This window comes from Ruegeria sp. CL3 (assembly GCF_056536505.1).
Genome location: NZ_JBQFPT010000008.1, coordinates 214585 through 241500, shown reverse-complemented (window position 1 = coordinate 241500; position 26916 = coordinate 214585). Strand labels below are relative to the sequence as shown.

Sequence of the window (26916 nt, the reverse complement as noted above, 5' to 3'; positions counted from 1 at the left end):
ACAATGAAAGACACCGTTTCCATCGTGGGGGCCACCCACACCGACATCAACCACGACAGCGCGATCAAGCATGTTACCGGAGGGGCCGATTACACCGACGATATCGCCCTGCCCCAAGGCGCGCTGCACGCCTATCTTGGCGTGTCCGACGTGGCCCATGCCAAACTGCTTGGCATTGATTTTGCGAAGGTTCTGGCAACACCCGGCGTTGTTGGGGTTTTGACGGCAGATGACGTGCCGGGGATCAATGACATCAGCCCGACGCATCTGAACGACGAACCGGTTTTCCCAACCGATACCATTCAGTTTCACGGCCAACCCCTGTTCGCCGTCATAGCCGAGACCCGCGACATCGCACGCCGCGCCGCCGCGCTGGCAGAGGTCGAATACGAACCCCTGCCCCATGCGCTCGACCCGATTGAGGCCCAGAACGCCGGCTACCCGCATGTCACCGCCCCCCTCAAGCTGGAGCGAGGGGATGTTGCCCCGGCTCAGGCTGCGGCCCCCAATCGGATTAAGGGCCGGATGCGCGTTGGCGGTCAGGATCACATGTATCTTGAGGGTCACATCGCCTTTGCCATTCCGGGCGAGGATGATGATGTGGTCGTGCATTGTTCGACCCAGCATCCGTCTGAGGCGCAGCATATGGTGGCCCATGTGCTTGGGGTGCCGTCCAACGCCGTTGTGGTCAATGTCCGCCGCATGGGTGGTGGCTTTGGCGGCAAGGAAAGCCAAATGAACCTGTTCTGCGTTGTGGCCGCAATGGCCGCGAAAAAGTGGAACCGCGCCGTCAAGATCAGGCCCGACCGGGATCAGGACATGACGGCGACCGGCAAACGCCATGATTTTGTGATCGACTATGACGTGGCCTTTGACGATGCGGGGCGCATACAGGCTGTCGAAAGCAGCTTTGCCGCCCGGTGCGGGTTCTCGGCGGATCTGTCGGGGCCTGTGACCGACCGGGCGCTGTTTCATGCAGATAACGCCTATTTCTACCCGAATGTGCGCCTGCGCAGCCATCCGATGAAAACCAACACGGTCTCAAACACTGCATTCCGCGGCTTTGGCGGGCCGCAGGGTGTGATCGCGGCGGAAAGGATGATCGAAGAGATTGCCTATGCCACGGGACAGGACCCTCTGGATGTGCGCAAGGCCAATTTCTATGGCACCGAAGACCGGAACGTGACGCCTTATCATCAGGTGGTCGAAGACAGCATTCTGGACCGGCTGGTCGGAGAACTGGAGGAGACCTCGGGCTACCGCCAGCGCCGTCAGGACATTATCGCCTTCAACCAATCCTCGCCGATCCTGAAAAAGGGGATCGCGCTGACGCCGGTGAAATTCGGCATCTCGTTCACGGCGACGTGGTACAATCAGGCCGGCGCACTGGTGCATGTCTACAAGGACGGCTCGATCCACTTGAACCATGGCGGCACCGAAATGGGGCAAGGCCTCAACACCAAGGTCGCGCAGGTGGTGGCCGAGGCCTTTCAGGTTGATTTCAGCCGGATCAAGATCACCAAGACAACGACCGAGAAGGTCCCGAACACATCCGCCACCGCAGCCTCCAGCGGCACCGATCTGAACGGAATGGCCGCGTTGAATGCTGTCGAGCAGATCAAGGAACGGCTGGTGAAATTCGCTTCGGAAACATGGGATGTGAGCCCTGAGCAGGTGATCTTTCTCGCCAATCATGTCCATATCGGCGAAGAGGTTCTGCCCTTTGACGCCTTCATCGAACAGGCCTATCTGGCGCGGGTGCAGTTGTCGGCAGCCGGGTTCTACAAAACCCCCAAGATCCATTGGGACCGGGACAAGGGCCAAGGCCGCCCGTTCTACTACTACGCCTATGGCGCATCCTGTTCGGAAGTGACCATAGATACCCTGACCGGAGAATACCAGGTCGACCGCACGGATGTGCTGCACGATGTCGGACGCTCACTGAACCCCGTTCTCGACAAGGGTCAGGTTGAAGGGGCCTTTGTTCAGGGTATGGGCTGGCTGACCACCGAGGAGCTTTGGTGGGATGATGCCGGTCGCCTGCGCACGCATGCTCCGTCGACATACAAGATCCCGCTGGCCTCGGACCGCCCGCGTATCTTCAACGTGAAACTCGCCGGTTGGTCGGAAAACCGGGAGTTGACGATCAAACGCTCCAAAGCCGTAGGTGAGCCGCCCTTCATGCTGGGTATTTCGGTGTTCGAGGCCTTGTCGATGGCCGTGGCATCCGTCGCCGACTACCGGGAATGTCCGCGCCTGGACGCCCCAGCCACGCCCGAGCGTGTACTCATGGCCGTTGCCCGCCTTCAAAACGGTTTCTAAGCGATGCCCGCCGCGCAGTCCCTGAAGACGTTTCTGTCCGAACAAAGCAGCGTGATCCGTATCGCGCTGACGCGTGTGCGCGGGTCTTCGCCCCGCAACGAAGGGACAGAGATGTTCGTGGCACCAAACACGCTTTGGGGAACCATCGGCGGTGGGCAATTGGAGTTCATGGCCATCAACGCTGCGCGGGACATGCTGCGGGACGGGTCGCTTCACCAGGATATGGATTTGCCGCTCGGGCCCGAAATCGGCCAATGCTGCGGGGGACGGGTTGAATTGCAACTGACCCGCATGCGGTCCTCGGACAAGGGGGCCGCAACCGACCGGGCGGCGCGGCGCGACGATGCCTTGCCGCATATCTACGTGATGGGGGCGGGTCATGTGGGACGCGCGCTTGCGGATCTTTTTCAGCACTTGCCTGTGCGCTGCATTCTCGTTGACACACGGACCGAGGAAATCGACCTCTGCAATGCGGATGTTGAAACCCGGCTGAGTGCAATCCCCGAAGCCGAAATCCTCAGTGCGCCTGCGGGCAGCGCCTTTATCGTCCTGACCCATGATCACGGGCTGGATTTCCTGCTGACCACCGCCGCGCTTGAACGTCAGGATGCGGCCTATGTCGGGATGATCGGATCCGCGACCAAGCGGATTAAGCTGAGGAATTGGGCACATAAACAGTGTGACGGACAATCCATCGAACATTTGAGATGCCCCATCGGGGCAAGCGGTAGCCGCGATAAGCGGCCCAGCGTCATCGCCGCCTTCGTGGTGGCCGAGGTGATGGCTGAACTGACCTCTGAAACTGCCGCGACCGCCCCAATCGGGGCAACCAAGGCGCCTCTTGTGGGCCAACATCACGACCGGAGAGGGAGATCCGCCTGACATCCACCAGGCAATTCCGGTCCTATCAGAGGAGGAGACCGTCATGGACGGGAGGACCTACGAATACAAGCTGTTTACCCGCAGCGACTTCAGCGCTTTCTGGGCGCTTTTTACGGATAACCTAGTGAACCTGCTGATCCTGTCCGGGGTCTGTCAGTTCGTGTTCCAGATGCCAGCGGAGATCGTCTTTGGCCGCATCGTACCCGGTGCCGCCATAGCAATCCTGGCCGGTGTCGCGGTCTACACGTTTCTCGCCAAATGGGCGGCCACCAAAAAGGGCGAAGATGTCACCGCCTTGCCCTACGGCATCTCGACCCCGGTTATGTTCGTCTATCTTTTCGGTGTGATCGGACCCATTTACTGGGCCACCAACGACCCGATGCTGGCCTGGCAGGTCGGTATCGGCGCGGGCTTCATGGGAGGGATCGTCGCAGCCCTGGGGGCGTTTGTGGGTCCCTACCTTAAGCGGATTACACCGCGCGCCGGGATGCTCGGCACGCTATGCGGCATTGCGCTGGTCTTTATCGGCTCAGTCCCGCTGGCCGAGGTGTTTGAGAACCCGATTATCGGTTTTACCTCGTTGCTGTTTATTCTCTGGGGCCTGATCGGGCGATTCCGCCTGCCGGGCAACGTGCCTGCCGGTCTGGTTGCGATTGCGGCCGGCACGGTGATTGCCATCATCCTTGGTGAATCGAAAATCGACACAAGCGGCATCGGCTTCTACCCGCCAATCCCCTATTTCGGTGACCTCATCGCCGGTGTGCAGTACCTGTTCGCCAACCCTGAGCTGTTTCTGGTGCTAATCCCGGTCCAGATCTACAACTTCATCGAAACCATGAACAACGTGGAATCCGCCGAGGCCGCGGGCGATCACTACCCTGTCGGGCTGTGCCAGGTAACGGATGGCGCGGGCACGATGCTGGGCGCGCTGTTTGGCTCTCCATTCCCGACGACAGTCTATGTCGGTCATCCGGCCTACAAGCGGCTTGATGCACATGCGGGCTACATCGTGGGTGTGGCCGTCGTGATCGCGGCTGCCGCTTTCCTTGGCTTCCTATCCTTCCTTGCGGGCCTGATCCCGATTGCGGCCGCGGCACCTGTTTTGGTCTTTGTCTCCGTCAGCCTGATCACCAACACGGCATGGGCGGTGAAGCCGATGCACATGGCTGCGGTATCTTTCGCGATCCTGCCTCATATCTCGGCCTTCCTGATGGTCAAATGGGGGTCACTGATGAACGCGCTGCGCAGTAGCGGTGTCGAAGGCCTGCCAGCGCTGGGTGACGAGGGCCTGACCGCGGCGCTGTTGATGGAGGGGGCCCATTACGAAGGACATCTGGCGCTTAGCCAGGGTGCGATCATCACTGGTCTGATCTGGGGGGCCATTGTGGCCGACGTGATTGACGGCCGGTTCCGGATGGCAGGGGCGTTTGCCGTCGCTGGCGGGCTTATGTCGGCGGTAGGGATCATCCACTCCTACACGCTGCAGTTGCCACAGTTCGACGGGATTACCATCGGCTATCTGATCGTCGGCGGGTTCCTGTATCTCTACCCGATGCTCGCCCCTAAAGAGGATCTTGAGCATCGCGTGATCGTTCCAGATGAGCCCGATCTGATCGACGACGATACACCTGCACAACAGGCCTGATCCATGATGGGGCAGCCTCAGGGCTGCCCCCTACCCGTTTTCCCACGACATACGAGACATTCCATGACACAGAGATTGCTGCGCGGTCGTCTGCTGACCTTTCATCGTGAGCCCCAGAACGGCGAAGATACCGGCGCCTATACCTATCTTGAGGACGGCGCGCTGCTGATCCGGGACGGGATCATTCAGGACACCGGCCCATTCTCGACGATCAGCGCAAAGGCCGAAGACGTGCCTGTGACGGACCATCGCCCTCATCTGATGATGGCGGGGTTTATCGACACCCATATCCACGTCCCTCAAGTGCAGGTGATCGCCTCGTGGGGCGCACAGCTCTTGGACTGGCTCAACACCTACACATTCCCCGAAGAAACCCGCTTTGTCTCGGACGGACACAGCGCGACCATGGCGCGGGCGTTCTATGACCAGTTGATCGCGCATGGCACCACGACGGCGGTTGCCTATTGCTCGGTCCACAAAACCTCGGCTGACGCGTTCTTTACCGAGGCAACCAGACGCAACATGCGTATGCTTGGCGGAAAGGTCCTGATGGACCGCAACGCGCCCGAGACGCTGCAGGATACGCCGCAATCCGGATATGACGACACCAAAGCTCTGATCGCCGACTGGCATGGCAAGGGACGCAACGGCTATGTCATCACGCCCCGGTTCGCGATCACCTCGACCCCGGACCAAATGGCCATGGCCCAGATGCTGGCGCAAGAGCATCCCGACTGCCACATCCAGACACACCTGTCGGAAAACAAGGACGAGATCGCCTTCACCAGACAACTCTACCCGCAAGCCCGGGACTATCTGGATGTCTATGAGTCCTACGGTTTGCTGGGACGGAGAACTCTGCTCGGACACTCCATCCATCTTGAACCGCGTGAGATCGACGCGCTTGCTGAAACCGGCGCGCATCCCGTGTTCTGCCCAACCTCGAATCTGTTTCTGGGCAGCGGCCTGTTTGATCATGCCGGGCTGAGCGCGCGCGGGATCGCCAATGGGATCGCAACGGATGTTGGCGCAGGCACAAGCTATTCGATGCTGCAAACCCTGAACGAAGGCTACAAGATCCTGCAACTGCAAGGGACAGCCCTGCATCCTTTGCAAGCGTTCCATTGGGCAACCCGCGGCAATGCCTGCGTTCTGGGCCTCGAAGACAAAATCGGTACGCTCGCCCCGGGAACCGAAGCGGATGTCGTTGTTCTAAACGCACGCAGCACCCCGGCCATGGCTCTTCGCATGGACCGCGTGGAGAGCCTAGCGCAAGAGCTTTTCGTTCTGCAGATGATGGGAGACGACCGCGCGATCGAGGAAGTCTATGTGTCGGGAACACCCAGTAAGGTTGCAGGGCCGCAACCTGAACGAGCCAAAGTCCCTGCCTAGCGGCAACTGTAACGCGGGCCCATTTCCAGCCCGCGACGGTCTTTGATTGAAAGCCCGGATCAGTTGACTTGCTCGATCCGGGCTAGACCCAGCAGCAACACGCGACCAAGTTCCTCACCGCATTAGATAACTAGCTCGGGATGCCCAAGGTGCCCAGTAAATCCTTTAGTTCCCATGACAAACCGATCTGTTACCCGTCATTCCACACATCGATTAGAAAGGCAGGTGACGGCATTATCTTATGCGAATTGACCACAAATACCAGTAAGTTAGGTCAGGATACGGGTCAGTAAGGAGCTTTGATGTTCCCGCGGCAAACACTAACAATCGCTTACCCTGCGGTGCAGGGCTTTAATCTTATTGCTTCGTTTTTGCCTGCGATTGTCGCGATCCCGAGTCTACTCCTCAAACTTCAACGTGATGCTCTCTTGCGTCGCTACGCTTTGACAGCAAAGAACGAGTCCCTTTGAGATATCTTCGTCTTCGAGTGCAACGCGGTTCCGCATATGGACGACCCCTTCGGTAAGGCGGGCAACGCAGGCTCCACAAACACCGGACTGGCAACTGTATGGTGGATTTAAACCTTTCAATTGGGCAGCTTCCAGTATGGTTTGACCCGCAGCCACCGGTACGTCATGCCATGCACCATGCAGATTTATGCGGGCTGTCGCCGCGACCCCTGATTCGCTGAGATCGGGTTTGACATCGCCACCAAAGCTTTCCGTGTGAATGCGGTCGTCCGGCACGTCTAAATTCTTGAGCGCCGCTCGCAGGTCAGTGTTCATGCTGCCCGGACCGCAGATCCAGTACTGCACGTCCTGCGCTACAGGTGGAGCCTCGGCAATAGCGGCGTGAACGGCGTTTGCATCCAACCGACCCGTGCGCCAAGGGCTGAACCAACTTAACAAGGAGGGGTGAGACAGAACATGTCGCACAGAAAAGCGTTTCGGGTATCGCGCTTGAATTTGCTCCAACTCGTCCCGAAAAACGATGCTGTTCGCGTTGGTATTGCCAAAGACCAAATGCGAAACGGAATGCGGCTCGTCCGTCAAAACCGCATTGATCATCGCGTATAAAGGCGTGATGCCACTTCCCGCGCCAAAGAAATAGTGCGTGCGGCGTTTAAGGGGTCCGGGCGTTAAGGTGAACTGTCCAAAAGGGGGCATGACTTCGATTATATCCCCTACCGACAGAGCATCACCGATATGGTTCGACACGATCCCGTCTTTCACACGTTTCACAGTGATGCGCAGTGCGGATCCAGGAGGGTTTGAGATAGTGTAGCTGCGCCTATGCTCCTGTCCTTCGATCAGAAATCTGACCGTAAGATGTTGTCCTGCCGTCCATTTAAACAGATCAGCCAGTCTGGCAGGGACATCTAAAGTGACACTTGTGGCTGCACCGCCGTTCTCTGTGCGGATGTCAGATACGGTCAATGTATAGAAGTTGCGTTGCATTAGAACACCCAATCACCGGTAGTCATAGGTTGTGGTCAATGACCGGATCACCATCCCGCCAAGGTAAGGTTCAAAGGCAAACTCATCTGTTTGACGCATTTTTCCGGCATATCCCTGCCAATCATATTCAACATCCGTAACTGCGGTTACGTGGTGGACCTCATCTTCGGTGCGGGTGGTCATTCTGGGCGTGGATCGCTCAGTTTCCTTGTATTCTGCCAGATCCTTGGAGAGTTCAGCATCGGTAGCGGCGGTAACGTCCCCCACACGGTAAGTGAAGACATCATCTTCCTGCTCGGTACCGTATTTGAGGACGATCCGGTGTGTGGCTTCGGGATGCCAACTGTCCCACGTAGCCAGAAGGCTATCTTCGTCTTGAGCCGCAATGACACGGGCAGAGATCTCCTCAGGCGTTTCTGCTTGCGCTGTCAGCACCAAAGCCGACGCGATGACCACGCCTGTCAGGGTGGCTTGAACGGGCGTCATGAGCGATCTCCGCATTGTTCAATCATCCTTCATGAACTCCAACACGGCTTTCTGGTGCTGGGTAATCGGGCTTTCACCAATCGCGGCCGGGCCGATTTCCAGATAAGGGCTTTTCAGAGACTTCTGTTGTTGTTCGCAGGCATAGATATCCTCGGTCGTGAAATCTCCGGATGCCATCGGATCGTCTTCGCCAGCGACGTCGTCCCCTTGGTACTTCGCACCGCCAAAGTTCTTCCAAAAGCCCCAGCTTTTCCACTGCTGTTTCTGAAACGCCCAGTCTGATACGTTGGCCAGCTTCGTGCGGTTTTCGATACGCGTCAGGTCCGGCGCCAGTGGCGTAATGATAAACAGGTTCCAGCTTTCCTCACTGGCCCCGATACCAATGCCGGGAAAGAGCATTGGAACCCAGGCGCCGACATGGGGCTTTGGGATCGCGCGCGGCATCGGCAAGTTCGCCTCGTGGTCCTTGGCGTACTCCGCTGACGGGGGCTCCCAAAAGTGATAGTGCGGCCCCTTCCACCCGTATTCTGCCTTGGCATGATCATACATGTGCAGGGTGTTCGAGTGCAGGTGGCTCAGGTGATAGACGTCGATGTAATTCTCGACAACGATTTTCCAATTGGCCTTGATCTCATAGGTGTTCCGGCCTTCCCTGTACTCTACCAATTCCTCGGGTTTGTGCGGGCCAAGGAGTGGATCGACCTCGCCGAACCATTCCGCAAGCGTGGGCGCGTTCGGATCAGGATGAACGAACAACATACCGCGCCAGACGTCTACGCTGGCCGGTTTGAGGCCAAGGCAGGATTTATCGACACCACCGGGAAATTCGGACGCCTCATCGGGGACGGAGATCAGGTTGCCTTCCAGATCATAGGTCCAATCGTGGTAGGGACATGTAAGCGCCTTTTGCGTCTTGCCGACCGCGCGGATAAGCTGCGTACCGCGATGGCGGCAAATATTGTGAAAGGCCCGCAGCCGGTGATCGCGCCCCATGACGACAAACAGGTTGTTCAGACCTGCCTGCACCGACAGATAGTGCCCCGGGCCTTCGATATCCTCAACCAATCCTGCAAAACGCCAGGTGCGTGAGAAGATCTGTTGTTGTTCTTGGTCGAACCAATCCTGCGAGGTATATGCTTCGACAGGCAGATGATGATACATTTTGGTCATCTTGTTCCCTCAGGTCATCAGATGGGCGTATTGCGGAAAAAAGCTGGCGGCGAGCATCATCAGTCCTGACAAGGCCCAGAGGCAGGCAATGGCCCAGAATAGAACTGGATCGTCGTCTCGGTTGATCTCGAACACTAGAAAGGCCTGACCATTCAGGATGGTCGGAATAGTCCACCACAGGAAGAGCAGCCCCCAGACCCAGTAGTAACCCAGGACAGCAGCAGCCAACAGGATAGGCAGAGCAATATAGTTCGCGGTTCTGGAGTGGTTCATCGCTCGGCCTCTAGTGTTGAGGCCAGCAAAGAAGCCGCCAGTTTCAATTCCGCGCGCCAGACTTTGGGCGGCTCGAGTGGCGACAGGGCATCCATGCTGACAAAGATTGCGGAAATACCCTGAGTCACGGCGCGAATGCTTGCATCCGGCGCGTCTGGGGCGGCTCGCCTCAGGACATCCTCAACCACGTCAAAGAAGGCACTTAGGCTGTCCAAAAGATCCTGCCGAAATTCGGGGCGATCTGGAACAACAGTCACCAGCGCCTGATACGCCAACATCAACCGCGGATCAGTTCCGCTGTTTTCGGCAAAAAGAGCGTCCACAAGATCCGTTGGCGTTGCTCTGTCTGGCAAGGCCTGTCGCAGGCCGTCGAGTGACATCGCAAAGCCTTCAAGCGTGTACTCGGCAAGTGCGGCAATCATTTCGTCCTTATTGCCAAGATAGTGGCGCAGCAGGGGGCGTTTGACGCCAGCTTCCTCTGCAATCCGTTCCTGAGTCGCGCCGTCAAGGCCGAACCGCGCCACACACGTGAGGTACGCATCCAGGATTTCCTGAGATCGCTGGTCTTTCAGAGATGGTCTTGGCATTGCGGCCCCATAAATTGTCACTGATGACAAATAATGATTGAGGATTGTTTGTCAACCATGACAATTTACTTTGAGACCAACTCGTGAAAAAAATTGTATTTGGGGGGGGTGGTAGAGCGAATGGCCAGCCATCATCCTCTGCGGTCTCGAATGCGACAACCCGCCCCTCAGCTTTTTTAGCAGGACCGCAAACCGGTTAAGGAAAGAATGCTGAGCCCGGGCAAAATGGCCGCAGAACACCGTCACAACGACTCGATGTTTCCCAGAAGAATAGAAGTCATATCCACCGCAAACGAACCATCTTGGACAGTGATATCCATCTGCGTGTCATAGTTCACCGCATCTCGCGTTATCCCCGAGAGGTCGGCATCCGCGTCTAGAAAAACCCATTTCGCGGGATAGGGAGAGGTTTGCCCAACCGCTGCCTGCAAGATGGAAAGCGCGTCTAGTGCATTGACCGCTCCGTCTTGGGTGATATCGGCGGCGATCAGGTTTTCCGGAGCCGCCGGGCCCCATGTCGGATCCAAACCAACAGAGATCCGCAGAACCTGCAACGCATCCAGGGCGTTGACCCGTCCGCTCGCTGTTGAATAGGTTTTGACGACCTCCAGCTCTCCGACCAACGTCCCGTTCGGAACGTTCAGATCGAAGCGTCCGGTCTCATCCGTGGTTGCGGTGACGGGGCCGCCTCCGGTCGGCCTGAACTTGACCTCAGCATCTGCAAGGCCCGGATTGGCGGCCTCAGAATCGACGCTCACGCGGCCCTGAATGCCGTCCGAGCTTGCAGGCTCCAACCCGCCGAACGTACCGAAATCCACCGGAATGTGATCTGGCCCGCCAAACCCGGAGCCAAAGACCTCTTCTTTCGTCAACGGCGTGCCGGTTGAGGAAATCACGTGGACGACCTCATTCAGATACTGGATGTCGGCCCCTTGGGATGTGGCGATAAAGGTCAATTGATCGGGGGTGCGCAGCAGAAGATAGTCGAACATGTCCAACCGATCGGTACCGGCTTCGAAATCCGTGATCGTCGTAGGGTCGCTGCCATATTGCATGACGAAAATATCGGCCCCTGCCCCGCCTGTCAGCGTCGTCTCACCGCTACCAGCAATGAGGATGTCGTCTCCGTCCCCACCGGACAGTTGGGCATCCAGCACCCCCGCGCTGAGCATGTCGTCCTGCGCCGTGCCCATAACCGGCCCGCTACCATCCCGAACGACGCCAAGGTTTGCCAAAGAAACGCTCAGCTGCGTCACCCCGGGATCCTGCTGCGAGGTTGCAAGCACCTGAAGCTCATCACCGATATGGGCGAGGCTCAGGGTCTGGACGTTCCCCAACCCGCTATCCAACGTGTCGGCAAGGCTATCCAGATAGATCAGCTTTCCATTCGGGGTCAACGTGAACAGGGTGACGCCATCGTCGGAGCCGCCCGCCACGATGAACGCACGGCCATTCACCTCGATCACCGACAGGTCCTGCACGGATTCAAACCGGGTATTCAACGTATCAAGAACATGATCCTTGGGGATCAACCGACCATCGCTGCGCAATCCCATCACGCTGAGGGAATTGCTGCCCGACCCCGCCACGATGACCCAGGATTGCCCATAGGCCTCGACCACCTCAATCGCCGTGGGCGTAGAGATTCCCATCGTTGAAACAGCGGCACTGTTGTCCAGAGCGCAGAGGCTGCTATCGCTTGCGGAAACGTCAAACACGACGATTTCACTATTTACAGCGTTCGCGGTGATCACAAATTGCTCAGACCCGACCGTAGCAGCATGCATCGAATCGGCTTGGCCTGAGACCAACGACACGACCGAAAGCGTGCCGTCTGGGTTGATCTCATAGCTGCCGATCTGATCGGTATCTTCATACGCAAGGGTCAGATAGCTTTGCCCTCCGACGTCCAGTTGCGTCATCGCCGAGATGTCTCCGCCACCGACGAGTGTACCGGTTTCCTGCAGATCGCCAAAGGTGCCATCCGCGTTGAGCGTATACCCCACCAAACCCGTTGCATTGTTGATATCAAGGGCCAGCTGGTCCTCAGCGCCCAAGGTGATTGGCACACCCGTCCGCCCCACCTGATACAGGATCGGACCGCTGTGATAGACCGTATCTACAAGCTGCGGCCCGGCCCCTTCGGTGAGGCGCCAGGCGGCAAAGCCACCGAACGGACCGGTGACGGAATAGAGATACGTATCCCCGTTAAACGTTTTTAAAGCCGTATCGCCGATACCTGAATCGAGCGCCGGGCTTCCCGTTGCAACCACAGTTTCGAATTGAAGCATCACCTTGATCACCCTCGATGCCACCCCTGGCAATGACCTGAGGATGATCTGATGCCCAGACCGAAACAAAAGCGGGAATGTGGTGAAAACGAGGAGTTCGGCTTCAGTTTAACTCAATTTTTCCAGGTTCGCCCGCGGTGGTAACCGGAAGGCAAGACAGATGAACAAAGCGTCATGTCGGGGACGGCCTTCCCAGGATCGCGGACACCAAATCTGAGGGGCAAGACGATGAAGACACCTGAGCGCCATACTGATACGCCAGCCGATCTTTCAGGGGCAGACCGTGATCGACACAAACGCTCGTGGATCGAACGCAATCTGCGCAAACTATCCGGGCGCGGCATTGCGGGCGGTTTGGTGTCGACCTTGCTGGCCCTTCCGGCTTTTGCGCAGGCGACGGTTGAGGAACTCTATGCGTTCCAATTCGCGGATACGATCCCGGGTGTGAAATCTGCAAAGCTGATGGACAATGGGGATGTTCTTTTGAAAATGCTCGACGGCCGCACGATGGTTGTTGCGGCTGAACATGTTCAGGTCCTTGAAAGCGGCTCGATCATGATCGCCGAGGTGATGGTTTCACAGATCGTCGAATTCAGCGCCGTCGCCGAGGCCGGAGCTGCCTCAGCGGCAGGCGGTCTGGGCGGAATGGGTGCTGCGGCGGCGGGTCTTGGTCTCGCCGGTGCTGCGGCGGCCGGTGGCGGTGGCGGAGGCGGCGGGGACGATCCAGCCCCTACGCCAAACTTCCCGACGCTGAATCTGGCAGAGTTGCAGGCCACCTCCCTCAATAACACTCTGACCAACGCAACTGCGCCGGACGATGCGACTTCGGTCGAGGTTACGATTGGCTCCGTGACCAAGACCGTAACACCGGATTCCGAAGGGAACTGGACCGTCACCCTCACAGCGCCCGAGGCGAGCGCCCTGGCCCAAGGCCAATCGACCGTGACCGTTCGTATGCTTGATACCTTGGGGGACGAGATCTCCGTATCGACGGCAACCGTCGTCGTAGACACCATCCCACCAACACTCAGCATTGACAGTTTCTCGGATGGCGCTGTCATGAACGCCGCCGAGCAGGGAACTGATCTTGTCGTAAGCGGCGCAACGGACGCGGAGAATGGGCAGTCGGTGAGCGTCTCTCTGAATGGCCAGACGTATACCGGCACGGTGTCCAACGGCCAATGGTCGGCAACTGTTCCAGCCGCCGATCTGGCAGCCTTGTCGGATGGGGCAACCATCAGCGTGACAGCGGATGTTTCGGATCGCGCTGGCAACCCGGCCGTTCAAGCCAGTAACAGCTTCGATACAGACTTCACGGCTCCAACTCTCACGCTCGATCCGGTCGGCGGAGGGTCCATTGACCTTATTGATGTAACCGGCGATCTGACCGTGTCCGGGGCGACCTCGGCTGAGGACAACCAAACTGTAACGCTTGTATTGGATGGGCAGTCCTTTACCGGCACGACGCTTGGCGGCAGTTGGTCGGTCACTATTCCCAACGCGGATCTTGGCGGGTTGACGACGGGCACCCCGGCAGAGATCAGTGTTTCGCTCGCGGATGCGGCTGGCAACCCGGCGACCACCGTGACGGCCACGGTGCCCGTCGACCTCTCTGGTCCATCCATTGCCATTTCGCCCTTGTCCGTAGGTGATATCCTGAACGCCGCCGAGACCGGTTCAGATTTGACCATTTCAGGCACAACCAGAAATGTTGGCGACAACCAGCAGGTTTCCGTCGTGCTGAACGGCCAGACCTATACGGACCTCGTTTCGGGTGGCACCTGGAGCATAACCGTCCCGACAGCCGATCTGGCGTCTCTGTCCGATGGCGGCGATTTTACGATAACAGCCAATGTGTCTGACGTGGACGGGCTGGTAGCGCCTCAAGCAACGGCGCAATTGGCCAAGGATGTCAGCGCTCCGACGGTGACCATCGACAGTTTCTCGGACGGTGCTGTCATGAATGCGGCAGAGCGCGGAACCGATCTGACCATTTCGGGTTCCACCACAGCTGAAAACGATCAAACCGTAACCGTTGGGATGAATGGGCTCACCTACACGGCCGAGGCTTCGGGCGGGTCGTGGACCGTTACCGTACCAGCCGCTGATCTGGCACTCTTGGCAGACGGAACAACAATTGCCGTGACGGCAGATGTCTCAGACATCGCCGAAAACCCGGCTGTTCGGGCGACAGGCAGCTTCGATACAGATTTCACTGATCCAACCATAGCGATCACGGGTGTTTCGGACGGCTCGATCATGAACGCCACCGAGCGGGCAACAGATCTGACCATTTCGGGCACAAGCGATGCAGGCGTTGGGGCTGTCGTGTCTATCACGATCGCCCGCGCCGACGGCACGGTTGACATCAGCGAGACGACAACCGTCACCGGTGGCAATTGGACGTTGGTTACAAGTGCGTCTGATCTTTTGGGACTTGAGGATCAGGAAAGCTATACCATCACCGCGACCGTGGCTGATGCAGCTGGAAACACGTCCCAAACCACAATGGGCTTCACAACTGATTTTGCGGCACCCAGCATTACCCTCGATCCACTGTCAATCGGAGCCGTTCTTGATGTCGTGGAACGTGGGCAGGACCTGACGGTTTCAGGCACAACAACGGCCGATAACGGGGACACTGTAACCATCACCTTGGACGGCGAGACTTATACAGCCACCGCAATGAGCGGAAGTTGGAGTGCGGATATTCCAACCAGCGATCTCGCGGCCTTGGCAGACAGCACAAGCTTTCAGGTCTCGGCATCGGTTGACGACGCTGCTGGCAATACCTCCAACGCGGCAACAGGTTCCTTCTCAACCGATTTCCGACCATCCTTGAGCCTCGATTCGATTGGAACCAATGGGGCGATCTCTCTTGCTGATGCGCAAAGTTCCGGGATTACAGTCAGCGGCTCTTCGGTCGGTCTGGCCGCTGGGCAGACTGTGGACATCCTGTTGGGCAGTACATCCGTTGGCACCGCAACCGTCGCCGCAAATGGAACATGGTCTGCGCCTATCGCAGCCTCCGCTTTTGCCGGCACGACGGCCGGGACGGATCTGAGCTTCTCGGCAGAAGCAACAGTATCGGGAGGGCCTGATCCCCTTCCGGTGAGTGCTGACGCCACAGCTCATACGCCCGCAGCCTATGTCATCTCGGAAGTCGGCAGAAGCGGCTCAACCGTCCAGTTCGCGGTTTATTCGGAAGCCGACCGTGATCTGTCGAGCGGGTTATTTGTAGACATGCGATTGGAATTCGACTCCGCTCAGGTCACCTTTGACAGCGGCTCCATCATATTCAACGGGCAATTGCCTCTTGCCGTGAACACAGCCAACCCCAGTTTCGTCAATTTCGCCGGAGCCACACTCAGTTTCTCCGACATTTCGGCCCCTCTCGTGCAGTTTTCCGTCGACATTCAGGACATCAATCAACCCTTTGAGCTGAAGATCGTCACGCCAAACGGAGGCGACTCTTTCTACCAATCAGGGACGACCACTGACGATGCCATAAACGCAAGCAATGTGGATACGATCATCAGAGGGGGCGACGGCGACGATACGATTGACCTTGCGGAAGCTGGCCGAGACATCGTTGTGTTCGAAGCAGACCCTGCAATCAATGGCACGGATATCATCACGGGGTTTAGCACCGGAACTGCAACGGAAGTCGCAGATGCCCTGATGTTCAGGGGCCTCGACGTCGCCACGTTGCGAGGCACGGGAACGGACGTGGAGTTCCTGAGCCAAGGCGGCAATCTGGGAATAGATACAGGCTTCATCGGCTTTACGACCATCCTCAGCGACCTCACGGCCAGCACCATTGAATTGGCATTGGAGAGCCTGGTCGGAGCGCAGGCCGGAGACGAGATCTATGCCCTGACAACCGATGGAACCGACGCCAAGCTCGTCAAAGCCAACTTCTCAGCGTCAGACGACGTCACTGTTGATACGCTCGCCGTGTTCGATGGTCTGAATGATCTGAGCAGCCTGAGTGCAGACAATATCCTGCACACCGATCCCACAGGTGCCACCGCCTAGCCCTTTTCTAGGATTGGCCGAGAGCTTGGAAGGCAGCCATGTCAAAAACCCACCTCAAACCCCTCTCATTCCAGAGGTATGGTCACAAGTTCTGGAAACGCTTCACCTCCTTTGACCATACAAGGTGCGTGACTGAGTGTTCAGTTGTTGCGGCAGAAGTTTTCCCCGTAGCGGCTGCTTTCCCGCTTGTGTTCCGCAAAACGGCGAGCGGGGTAGAGCCAGTCGCAGTGTTTTCCCTGACAGAAGAGGCTGAAAACCCATTTGTGTCTGAAACAGGCATATGGTTGGCGCCCTACTTGCCCTCTGCGATGAGGTGCCCGCCTTTCGATGCCGAACCAATGCCAAGAGGTGGGCAGGTCAAGGACGCTCAATTCCAATTGCTCGTCGACGAATCCCTTGGCTTGATCAGTGATGACCCCAGAGATGAGGCGTTCTACCGTGAAACAGGAGCGCTTTCTTCCAATCTTGAAGCCGTAATGACGTTCTTCCAAGGTCGAATGTCGTCAGCACAAACCACAAAGCAAATTTGTGACGTACTTGCGGGTATGAAAATAATGGAGCCACTGACCCAATACAAAGGCTGCATTTTACCAAAGGGCTGTTGGGGGATCTCCCCCGATCGGTTGAACAGTCTGACTAACAAGCAACTGGCCACACTGACAGCTTGTGGCGCTCTGCGGCTAGTCTACGCGCATCAAATCTCACTGTCTCAGATAGCTTGGCTGACCCAAGCACAGTCACGAATGACACGAAATCCGAGCTCCGTGAACTTTGAGCGGACGGCCGATGCCGAAGGCTTGTTGTCTGCATTGGCCGATGCGCAAACGAGGGAAACCTCTTGGGGTCCGAATTCGGAGATACAAGCTTATGTCTAGCGACCCCTTGTCGCCATAAGGCGCGCCCAAAACCGAAAATAGACCCAATCAGCGGACAAACGCAATTTCTTCGCTGCCCTAACTTGCAAGAGAGGAACTGATTCATGACGCGGCGCGAAACCCAACCGGAGACATCACGTTTGACAGAACTCGAGACGTGTATGTTGCATGTGGGTGAGACACTTGAACGCCCAATAACAAAAGCGTCTCTCTTTGCGGCGCAGTCAGAATTGGAAAATGGCCTCTCGATAAGTGATGCACTGGCGCTTGCACGACAAAGCGGTCTTCAGGCAGGGTATGGCACGCGCTTGCTGAGCAAACTGGATGACGACTTGTCACCAGCCATACTGTTCCTGGAGGGGGGACGATCCGTTGTCTATCATGGGCGCAGCGACAACGGCATGCTATTGGTGTACGACCCTTGCATAGGGCCGGGAACCGGAACAATTCCACAGAAACAGTTGGAAAAAGCGTATACCGGCTACGCAATTCTATTTCGCCGAGACCATCAAGATATCTTGAAGAATAACGAGGCCCAAAGGTCTGGACATTGGTTCTGGTCTGCTTTGGCGGCCAGTCGATGGTCCTATTGCCAAGTCATTCTCGCAGCAGCGCTCGCCAATCTTCTAGGGCTTTCAACTTCTATCTTCATTATGGTCGTCTATGACCGTGTTCTTCCCAACGAAGCAACGGAATCTCTGATTGCACTCACCATTGGCGTGGGCCTCGCTCTTGGTTTCGATTTCCTACTCAAGATCCTAAGAGCTGGTTTCATTGATCAGGCCGGTCAAAAGGCTGACCGGCTGATGGGACGGCGCATTTTTGACAAGTTACTCGATATTCGAATGAAATCTCGCACCGGATCGACCGGCGCGATGGCAAATACAGTTCGCGAGTTCGAAACTCTGCGCGAGTTTTTCACGTCCGCAACACTGGTTGCGATCGTCGACCTACCCTTTATCGCTCTGTTTGTCTTGGTGATCTACTTAGTGGGCGGCCCACTGGCCATCGTTCCTGCGATGGCGGTACCTATCGTGCTGCTGACCGGCTTGCTCGCGCAACCTTTGCTATCACGGTTGGCCGAACGCCAATTCAAGGATGGTCAATCCAAACAATCGGTTCTTGTTGAGGCCGTCTCTGGCCTTGAAACCATAAAGACCACCTCTGCTGATCGTCAGATGCGCTCCCGTTGGGAAAGCGCGATAGAACGACAATCGAGTCACGGCGTTCGCAGTCGCGCAATTACACAATTCGCCCTGAACCTGACCGGCCTCACGCAACAGGTGGCGCAAGTTCTGATCGTTTTCTATGGTGTGTTCCTGGTCATGGAAGGAAAAGCCAGCATGGGTGCCTTGATCGCCGCTGTCATGTTGACCGGCCGTGCCTTGGCCCCTCTGGGGCAATTGGCGCAAACTTTGACGCGGTACAATCAGGCGCGCAGCGCTTTTCGAAACCTCAACCAGATTATGCGAGCAGATAGCGAGAGACCAGAAGGCAAAACCTGGATCAGTCGTTCAAGCTTCAAAGGTGCAATCTCGTTTAGCAACGTTCATTTCACATACCCGGATCAATCCGAAGATACGTTGAAAGGTGTTTCCTTCACCATCAACCCCGGTGAGAAAGTCGCAATTCTTGGCCAAATTGGCTCGGGCAAAAGCACAATTGCGCGACTGTTGCTGGGCCTCTATGCGCCTCGGGTCGGGTCGGTCATGCTGGATGGGTTGGATATTCGGCAAATTGACCCAGGCGACCTTAGGCGCGGTGTCGGCTCTGTTCTACAGGATGTTTGGCTGTTTTCCGGCTCTATCCGCGAAAACATCGCCAGTGGCGCTATCAGACCAAACGACGAAGAAGTAGTTGAAGCCGGGTATATTGCCGGAGTTGAAGACTTCGTAGCTCGCCATCCAGCAGGCTATGATCAACAGCTTGCGGAACGGGGTGAAGGGCTTTCTGGTGGGCAAAGACAAGCGATTGCCTTGGCGCGAGCCATGATTGGCAAGCCATCGGTTTTACTGCTGGATGAGCCAACGAGCGCCATAGATGTTCAAACCGAAGCGCGCGTTCTGACCCGCCTCAAGCAGGCGACCCCGGACACGACAATGGTGATCGTCACGCACCGTCCTAGCCTCTTGGAATTGGTGGACCGCGTTATTGTCATTGCCGACGGTCAAATTGCGAAAGACGGGCCCAAAAGCCTTCTTTCACAACATGCAAGTCAAAACAGGAGGCACCTGAATGTCGCAGCATCATGATCTTGCCTCATTGGCACGCGCGACGCGCGGAACTTCACCTTTGCGAAACTCTCTTCTGCTTGTGGCAATTCTCGCATGCCTCCTCACGACCGGGCTTTGGGCGTATCTGACCGAGTTGGACGACGTAACCCGCGTGGATGGCCGGATCGTGCCATCTGGAGACATCCAGATCATCGAAGCAACAGAGCCAGGTGTTTTGAAGGCACTGCACGTGCGAGAAGGTCAAGTGGTTCAAGCCGGCACCTTGTTGATGGAATTCGACACGACCCAAATCGACAGTCAGTTGAATCAGGAACAACAACGTGCTTTTGGCCTGATGGCTCGGATCCAGCGGCTACAGTCCGAGATCGAGGGGCGGGACCTTCAGTTTGACGCTGCGCTCGTCACAGGCGCCCCAGATGTCGTTCAATCTGAAAGGGCTTTGTATCAGGGTCGGCAAGCCGAACTGCAGGCTGAAGTTGATATTTTGCTGCGACAGCAACAACAACGCCATAAGGAATACGAAGAAGGATTGGTGGATCAGGTCACCGCCGAAGAGACATTGAATGTTCTGGCTGAGGAAAGGGCAATGATGGCGCCTCTGGTCGCCAGCAAAATGGAACCCGCGACCACACTTTTGGCGCTAAGGCGCAGCGAGGCGGAATGGAAGGGTCGTCGGGTCAGAGCCGAGGCTGCGACCAGTCGACTAAAAACCGGTCTGGAAGAGATTGACGACCGAATTCGAGCGGCGCGCAGGAGATTTCGGAGCAATGCTCTGACCGACCTCGCCGTCGCAACCGCTGAACTGTCCGCTCTAGAACCAATGCTACCAGCTTTGCAGGATCGGGCGTCCCGCGCAAAGGTTCAATCTCCGGCGCGCGGCATCGTAAACCGCATCCACCGTAACACGATTGGTGGTCTTGCGCGCACCGGGGAGGAGTTGGTCGAGATCGTTCCACTGGATGACAGTTTACTGGTCGAAGCCTATGTTCGCCCGCAAGATATCGCGTTTCTTCACGCTGGACAGCCCGTCAAAGTCAAAATCACCGCCTATGATTTCGCCCGCTACGGCGGGCTGGACGGGGAAATTGTTCGTATTGGTGCAGACACTATCACCCGGTCTGAACGCAATGATGAAGAGGTCTTTGTCATTGAGATCCGGACGAATGGTACGATGCTCGACGCCTCGGGGCTTGCTGTTGAAATCATTCCCGGCATGGTTGCCGAGGTCGATATTCTGGCTGGGCGTAAAACCGTTCTGGACTACTTGATCCAACCGGTCGTGAAGATTAAAGATCAAGCGCTGCGGGAATAGTGCAGGCTTGATCATTTCATCACTTTCAATACATTGAAGTCGCGGGAAGACGCAGACCGATTAGGAAGTAGGCTTTTTAAATTGCTGATCAAACAGGCGTTTGAATGCACCATTTTCTTCCAACAACACATTCAAGGTCCCCTGCTCAACGATTTGACCATCCTGAACGACCATGATGTTGTCCGCTTCCAGAACCGTCGATAGCCGGTGGGCGATTACGATTGTCGTGACCCCTTCCGTCAGTTTGTCCAACGCCTCTTTAACAAAAGTTTCGGATTCTGCGTCGAGCGCACTTGTGGCTTCGTCCAGCAGAAGGATTTCCGCTTTGCGCAAAATTGCCCGGGCAATTGCGATCCGCTGTTTCTGACCTCCAGACAGGAAAGCTCCGTTTTCGCCAACCTGAGTGTCATAGCCCTCAGGCAGTTGACTGATGAAATCATGAGCATGTGCCGCGCGTGCCGCAGCAACAATTTCTTCATCGGTCGCGTCAGGCGCGACATAGCGCAAATTGTCCATGACGGTGGTCGAGAACAGGAACGTGTCCTGCCCGACATAGGATATTTTTCGGCGAAGCGATGCGAAGCTGACCTCGGTCAAATCCTGGCCGTCAATCTCGACATAGCCCTGATTAGGATCATAAAATCGCATGATCAGGCCGAAAATCGTGGACTTTCCTCCGCCGGATTGGCCTACGAGGGCCGTGGTTTTTCCTGCTTCGAAAGTGACATCCATATCCTTGATAACGGGTATTGCCCCCTGATACCCGAAGGTCACATCACGCAAGCGAATTTCGCCCGGACCTTTAACCATCTCTTTAGGTTCTGAATGCTCCTGCATAGAATCCTGTTCATCCAGAAGCTCGAACATCAGACCAATCGGTACCATGCAGGTCTCGATCGAAACCCTCATTTTCGACAAGCGTTTGGCGGGTTCATAGGCCATCAGCAGGGCCGTGATAAACGACATCAGCTGACCCGCCGTCGGAGGCTCAGACCCTCCGATCCCCAAAGTACTGACAACCAGAATGCCGGCAACAGCAAGACCGGCCAGAAATTCCATCAGCGGGCTGGCGATGGCCTGCAAAGAGGCGATGTCGTTCGAACGTTTCTCGACGCGTTTGATCGCAGTGTTCATCCGATCGGTCATGCGGTTTTCAAGGCTGAAGACCTTGATAACTTTGATCCCGTTCGACGTTTCCTGAAGGACCTGGATGATCTCGGAAAGGTATTTCAACTCGGCCTGCATAATTCGCCGTACGTTCTTCAAAAGGTAGCGCACGCTGATCAAAGCAACTGGACCAACGACGAAAAACAGCACGGAAAGCAGCGGTTGCTGATAAATCATGACAATAACCAGACCAACAAGCGTCAGCGCGTCGCGTACGAAGCTGGTCACGATGATGTTTACCAGGTTCCGCGCGGCACCCGCCCCTGCGGTGACCCTCATCAACAGGTTCGAGGATTCAATCTCGGCAAAATACCCAATGCCGCGCTGTAGAAGCCGATTGTATAACCGCTCCTGCTGGACTGCGATAATTCGGTTCCCCGCGCGCGCCAAAAAAATCGACTGAATATAGGAAGCGAACGCCTTAGCGCCGAACAACCCGACAACAAGAAGCGCGATCCAATGTGCCTGAGACCTCATTTCCGGGGTGGTCATGGCATCAACGATGTTCTCCATCATCCAAGCCGTACCAGCGGTCGTGGCAGCAACGATTACCATCGCACCCATCGCGATGCCGTACATCCATCCTTGCTTGCGCAGACTTTCCACGACAAGCCGACCGATATAGCCCGATCGCCATTTTGCCCAGGCCTTGCCGATCATTTCACACTCCAGATCGTCGGTGTCGCCGCCCTTATCGGGCAACCGCACGGTTAAACAGAGGTGCCTTGTACCTCTGCCCCTCGGTCGTCGAGGTCGCTTTAGTTAATCAGGACAAGCCCAAGATTCCAGCCCACCCTTGCAGATATACTTGAAGCAGGGTCAAATGCGCGCACCGGGACCTTCAATGCCAGACCACATCGCCCAGGAAAATATAGCCTGCGCCATAAATCGTTTTGATCAATCGAGGGTTTTTGGGATCTTCACCCAGCTTGGTTCTTAGGCGGGAAATACGCACATCCATTGCACGATCAAAGCTCTCACCTGCTGCGCCGCCCAGCGTTTCCTGCATCTGGGCACGGCTAATCAGACGTTTCGGACTTTCGAGAAACAGACGCAGCACTTCACCTTCTGCATGGCTGAAACCGGTTTCTGCGCCGTTTTGATCCTCAAGAACATAGCGGTCAAAATGCGCGACCCAACCGTTGAAACTGGCCGTATCCGAATGCGCCACCTGCCCTTTTGGCGCCCGCAACCGCGCCCGCACGCGCGCCACGACCTCAGCAGGGTCGAACGGTTTGGTGATATAGTCGTCAGCCCCAAGCTCTAACCCGGTGACCCGATCCTGCACCTGCGCGCGTCCTGAAATGATGATGACTGCGGCGCCCTGCTCCAAGGCTAGACGATGCACCAGCGCAAGACCATCTGTATCTGGCAGAGACAGATCGACCAGGCAGACATCGGGCGTCACTCGGTTTAACGCAGCCTCGAATTCGCGGGCGCGTGAAAAGCTCTGGGTTCGAAAACCTGCGTCTTGCAGGGTCTCTGTCAGAATATGGCGGATCTCGGGCTCATCGTCGAGAATGGTCACCAACGGTTGGGTCATCACGCAGCCTCGGTTCGGATCAAAGCCGAAAGTTGTTTGGGAGTGAACGGTTTGTGCAAGACGGGCACCCGACCGATCGCGCGCTTCAACACAGGATCAGTCGATGGCAACGACGTCATCAAGATACATGGCAGCCGGGGTTTGAGACGCTCCATCAGGTCCAGCCCGGTTGCCTCCCCTTCCAACCGGATATCGGACAGGACCAGCACGATGTCGTCCAGTTCGCTCACCAGCGTCAATGCCTCGTCGACCGAGGTTGCCTCGATGACCGAAAACCCAAAGTCGATCAGCATGTCACGAAACTGGAGGCGCAAGTCCTGATTATCTTCGACCAGCAGAACCATTCCGCCGCGCATGGGGGGCGCAGGGCGGTACGGAAGCCGCAATACAACCGACGCGCCCGAGGGTGTGTTCTTCAGGCTCAGGTCCCCTCCGGCCAGTTTCACCGTGTCATAGACCATTGGCAAACCAAGGCCGGATCCGTCACTGCCCTTGGTGGTGAAAAACGGATTGAGGGCTTTGTCCAGCGCTTCGGGCGAGAACCCCGGCCCAGTATCAGAGACCGTAATTTCCACCCAAATCGCGCCAATCGCATGAGCGCTGATGGTGATCTGACCATTGTTGCCGCAAGCATCGCGCGCATTCAGCACCAAATTCAGCAAGGCATCCTGCACCATGCCGGGATCCAGCATCAGGGCCTGATCCGGCAGAGTGTTGACCACCGACAGCCCCACCCCGCGCGGCAGGGAAGGCGAGGCGAGAATACGCAGGTCCTCAAGCAATTGCAGCATATCCGTCGCCTTGGGCTGCGGCGTCCGGTTCCCCGTCATATCCGCGATCCGGTTCAAAAGCTGCCCACCGCGCTGCGCAGTCTGACGGGTCGCCGCAATCAACTCATGCGCTTCATCGGGAAGGTTCATCTTATCCAGCCGCCCCTGCATCCCCAGAATGATGGTCAGCAAGTTGGAAAAATCATGTGCTAACCCGCTGGTCATCTGCGCGGCCATCTCGCGGCGGCGCGTTTGTTGCAACGCAACGCGGGTTTGGGTTTCCTCGGTGATGTCCACGGACATGATGTAGACGCCACCTTCCCCATCAGGGGTAAAGGACACGCGAATGCGGCGGGAATCCTGTTCTTCCGTGAACTCAAAAACGGAGGTTTCGCCGCCATAGGCTTTTGACAGATGCGGCTCGACCCTTGAAAAGGCGTGTCGGCCAAGCGCGTCGGAGATATGCAGCCCCAGAATATCCGACGGGCGACCCGGTAGCACCGAGCTGAGCCGCCGGTTTGAGTAGTCGTAGCGCCCTTCGACATCGAGATGCGCGATATGGGCGGGCATCATCTCGGTCGTCATGCGCGTGCGGGCTTCGATCTCGGTCAGTTCGCGCTTGGCCTCCTCCAACGCGGCGATGGTGGCGGCAAGCTTACGGTTGGTGGCCGAAAGCTCCTCAGTATGGCTGAGCAGCTGGTCCGAAAGCTCCTCGGATCGGGCGCGCAGCAAGTTTTCGGCGCGTTTCGTGCCTGTGATATCTGTGTACACTGCAACCCAACCACCCTGCGGCAGAGGCGATCCCTCAACAGCGACAACCTGCCCGTTTGGGCGGACACGCTCCATGTAATGCGGCTCAAACGCCATAGCTTGCTCGACGCGCTGCTGCACCATTTCATCCACATCGCCCTCGGCCCCGTATTCTCCGCGGGTGACGAGGAAGTGAATCGTGTCACGAAACAACGCGCCGGGTTGCACAAGGTCGTCGGGAAGACCGAACATCTCTTGAAAGCGTCGATTGCTTAGAACAAGACGCAGTTTGTTGTCGTAGATCGACAGTGCCTGACCGATCAAATTCAGCCCGGCAGTCGTCATCGCTTTGATGCGTGTCTCGCTAACGGTCAAGATCGCCCTCCCTGCGGCCTATCCGTAGCATCTGATTTAGACTTGGTGTAGAGGCGAACGCCCAGCCGGCTGATTTGTCCCAAAACCGGCAAGCAGGTCCGCGCCGAACAACCGTGGCGTGCAAGCTGCACGTGTCGCAGCGGCGCAATGCTGGATTTGTAAATCCGGCGACAAAGGCATACAACCATTGCAGATTCAGGCTTTTTTGCATCACATACAGATATGAGCAGCCCAACCATTTCTGCCGAACGCGAAAGCGATGGCACTCGGATCCGTATTGCAGGCGAAATGCTGACCCAATTGCTTGCTCCGGTCGAGGGGCCTTTTGCAGGCATTCAGCCACAGGGAGGGCATGTTACGCTGGATCTATCGGATGTGGAAGCATTGGATACAAGCGGCGCGTGGCTGGTTGCGGATCTTGCCAAGCGGTTCACGACGGCTGGCGCGCAACTGGAATTCCGAGGTGTTCAACCGGCCCATGCCGCACTGATCGAGACCGTTTCGCAGAACATCCCAGACCATCCCGGAAAACTTGCCCCGCCTCGCAATGCCGTGGATTGGGTCGCCAGCGTGGGTCAAAAAACAGTTGGCGCGTGGACGGACACACTCTCGATCTTGGGGTTCCTAGGTCTAACGCTGCATCGGCTTGGGCGCACACTGGTCATGCCTTGGCGTCTGCGCCGAGCTGCCCTGTTTACGCATATGGAGGAAACCGGGTTCAAAGCCCTGCCCATCGTGGCGTTGATGGGATTTTTGATCGGCGTTGTTTTGGCCTTTCAGGGGGCCACGCAGCTGAAACAATTCGGGGCCGAGATCTTCGTGGTCGAGCTGATCTCGATCTCTGTTCTGCGTGAGCTTGGGATCCTTCTGACTGCTATCATCGTTGCCGGTCGGTCGGGGTCGGCCTTTACCGCCTCAATCGGGTCGATGAAGGTGCAGGAGGAAATAGACGCCATGCGCACGCTGGGTCTGGACCCGATCGAGGTGCTGGTGGTGCCGCGTGTCCTGGCCCTTTTGATCATGCTCCCAATCCTGGGTTTTGTCGCCGATCTTGCGGGGCTTTTCGGCGGCGGATTGATGAGCTGGATCGACCTTGGCATCAGCCCCGGCATGTTCGTTACTCGTTTGAACGAAAGCACAGATGTCTGGCAATTGGCGGTTGGGTTGATCAAAGCGCCCTTCTTCGCGCTGGTCATTGGCGTGATCGCTTGCTGGCAGGCCATGCAGGTTAAAGGCTCGGCCCAGAGCGTGGGTCAGCGCACCACGGCCTCGGTCGTGCAGTCGATCTTCATGGTGATCGCCATCGACGCCCTGTTTTCGATCTTCTTCTCTGAGATTGGGATCTGA

At 57.0% G+C, this 26916-nt stretch carries 18 protein-coding genes; 9 read left to right on the top strand and 9 right to left on the bottom strand.

Features of this window, described 5'->3' with window-relative positions; genetic code table 11:
• The first annotated feature begins 3 nt into the window (after positions 1-3).
• From xdhB to guaD, 4 genes are all read left to right on the top strand, one after another.
• Positions 4-2322: a xanthine dehydrogenase molybdopterin binding subunit gene (gene xdhB, locus ACR0NO_RS14065; RefSeq protein WP_480724383.1), complete on the top strand. Its 2319-nt coding sequence runs from the start codon at positions 4-6 to the stop codon at positions 2320-2322.
• A gap of 3 nt (positions 2323-2325) precedes the next feature.
• Entirely contained in the window at positions 2326-3204 is an 879-nt protein-coding gene (xdhC, locus tag ACR0NO_RS14060; RefSeq protein ID WP_480724382.1) for a xanthine dehydrogenase accessory protein XdhC, read from the top strand.
• Positions 3205-3247: 43 nt separating this feature from the next.
• Positions 3248-4849 (top strand): xanthine/uracil/vitamin C permease, encoded by a 1602-nt coding sequence (locus ACR0NO_RS14055; RefSeq protein ID WP_480724381.1) that lies wholly within the window; start codon positions 3248-3250, stop codon positions 4847-4849.
• Positions 4850-4912: 63 nt separating this feature from the next.
• On the top strand, positions 4913-6241 hold the full coding sequence (guaD, locus tag ACR0NO_RS14050; protein ID WP_480724380.1) for a guanine deaminase: 1329 nt from the start codon (positions 4913-4915) through the stop codon (positions 6239-6241).
• 398 nt (positions 6242-6639) lie between these two features.
• Here the strand turns inward: guaD and ACR0NO_RS14045 are convergent, their stop codons facing one another.
• The 6 genes from ACR0NO_RS14045 to ACR0NO_RS14020 all read right to left on the bottom strand — a co-directional run bounded on the left by ACR0NO_RS14045 (position 6640) and on the right by ACR0NO_RS14020 (position 12505).
• Positions 6640-7698, bottom strand: coding sequence for a 2Fe-2S iron-sulfur cluster-binding protein (locus ACR0NO_RS14045; protein ID WP_480724379.1), 1059 nt, complete (start codon positions 7696-7698; stop codon positions 6640-6642).
• A 12-nt stretch (positions 7699-7710) separates the two neighbouring features.
• A complete protein-coding gene (locus ACR0NO_RS14040) occupies positions 7711-8184 on the bottom strand; it encodes a hypothetical protein (protein ID WP_480539047.1) in 474 nt (157 codons plus the stop codon).
• Between the two features lie 18 nt (positions 8185-8202).
• Positions 8203-9354 carry an aromatic ring-hydroxylating oxygenase subunit alpha gene (locus ACR0NO_RS14035; protein WP_480724377.1) on the bottom strand — a complete coding sequence of 384 codons (1152 nt, stop codon included), beginning with the start codon at positions 9352-9354 and terminating at the stop codon, positions 8203-8205.
• A 9-nt stretch (positions 9355-9363) separates the two neighbouring features.
• Positions 9364-9627 (bottom strand): hypothetical protein, encoded by a 264-nt coding sequence (locus tag ACR0NO_RS14030; protein ID WP_170549563.1) that lies wholly within the window; start codon positions 9625-9627, stop codon positions 9364-9366.
• On the bottom strand, positions 9624-10214 hold the full coding sequence (locus tag ACR0NO_RS14025) for a TetR/AcrR family transcriptional regulator (RefSeq protein ID WP_170666613.1): 591 nt from the start codon (positions 10212-10214) through the stop codon (positions 9624-9626). Before ACR0NO_RS14025 ends, ACR0NO_RS14030 begins: the two co-directional genes overlap by 4 nt.
• A 242-nt stretch (positions 10215-10456) precedes the next feature.
• A complete protein-coding gene (locus ACR0NO_RS14020; protein ID WP_480724376.1) occupies positions 10457-12505 on the bottom strand; it encodes a dockerin type I domain-containing protein in 2049 nt (682 codons plus the stop codon).
• Between the two features lie 228 nt (positions 12506-12733).
• Between ACR0NO_RS14020 and ACR0NO_RS14015 the strand changes: the two genes are divergently transcribed.
• The 4 genes from ACR0NO_RS14015 (at position 12734) to ACR0NO_RS14000 (ending at position 20964) form a co-directional block, all read left to right on the top strand.
• Entirely contained in the window at positions 12734-16543 is a 3810-nt protein-coding gene (locus ACR0NO_RS14015) for an Ig-like domain-containing protein (RefSeq protein ID WP_480724375.1), read from the top strand.
• A 38-nt stretch (positions 16544-16581) separates the two neighbouring features.
• Entirely contained in the window at positions 16582-17418 is an 837-nt protein-coding gene (locus tag ACR0NO_RS14010) for a SapC family protein (protein ID WP_480724374.1), read from the top strand.
• A gap of 104 nt (positions 17419-17522) precedes the next feature.
• Positions 17523-19670 carry a type I secretion system permease/ATPase gene (locus ACR0NO_RS14005; protein WP_480724373.1) on the top strand — a complete coding sequence of 716 codons (2148 nt, stop codon included), beginning with the start codon at positions 17523-17525 and terminating at the stop codon, positions 19668-19670.
• Complete coding sequence (locus ACR0NO_RS14000) at positions 19654-20964, top strand: HlyD family type I secretion periplasmic adaptor subunit (RefSeq protein WP_480724372.1); 1311 nt, start codon at positions 19654-19656, stop codon at positions 20962-20964. Before ACR0NO_RS14005 ends, ACR0NO_RS14000 begins: the two co-directional genes overlap by 17 nt.
• Before the next feature lie 60 nt (positions 20965-21024).
• Here ACR0NO_RS14000 and ACR0NO_RS13995 read toward each other — a convergent pair whose 3' ends face one another.
• The 3 genes from ACR0NO_RS13995 to ACR0NO_RS13985 all read right to left on the bottom strand — a co-directional run bounded on the left by ACR0NO_RS13995 (position 21025) and on the right by ACR0NO_RS13985 (position 25539).
• Positions 21025-22839, bottom strand: a complete 1815-nt coding sequence (locus tag ACR0NO_RS13995; protein ID WP_480724371.1) for an ABC transporter ATP-binding protein — start codon at positions 22837-22839, stop codon at positions 21025-21027.
• A 133-nt stretch (positions 22840-22972) separates the two neighbouring features.
• Positions 22973-23674, bottom strand: coding sequence for a response regulator transcription factor (locus ACR0NO_RS13990; protein ID WP_480724370.1), 702 nt, complete (start codon positions 23672-23674; stop codon positions 22973-22975).
• Positions 23674-25539 (bottom strand): PAS-domain containing protein, encoded by a 1866-nt coding sequence (locus ACR0NO_RS13985; protein ID WP_480724399.1) that lies wholly within the window; start codon positions 25537-25539, stop codon positions 23674-23676. The genes ACR0NO_RS13990 and ACR0NO_RS13985 overlap by 1 nt, the downstream gene beginning before the upstream one ends.
• Before the next feature lie 252 nt (positions 25540-25791).
• On the opposite strand from ACR0NO_RS13985, the gene ACR0NO_RS13980 reads away from it, so the two are divergent.
• Positions 25792-26916: an MlaE family lipid ABC transporter permease subunit gene (locus ACR0NO_RS13980; RefSeq protein WP_480724369.1), complete on the top strand. Its 1125-nt coding sequence runs from the start codon at positions 25792-25794 to the stop codon at positions 26914-26916.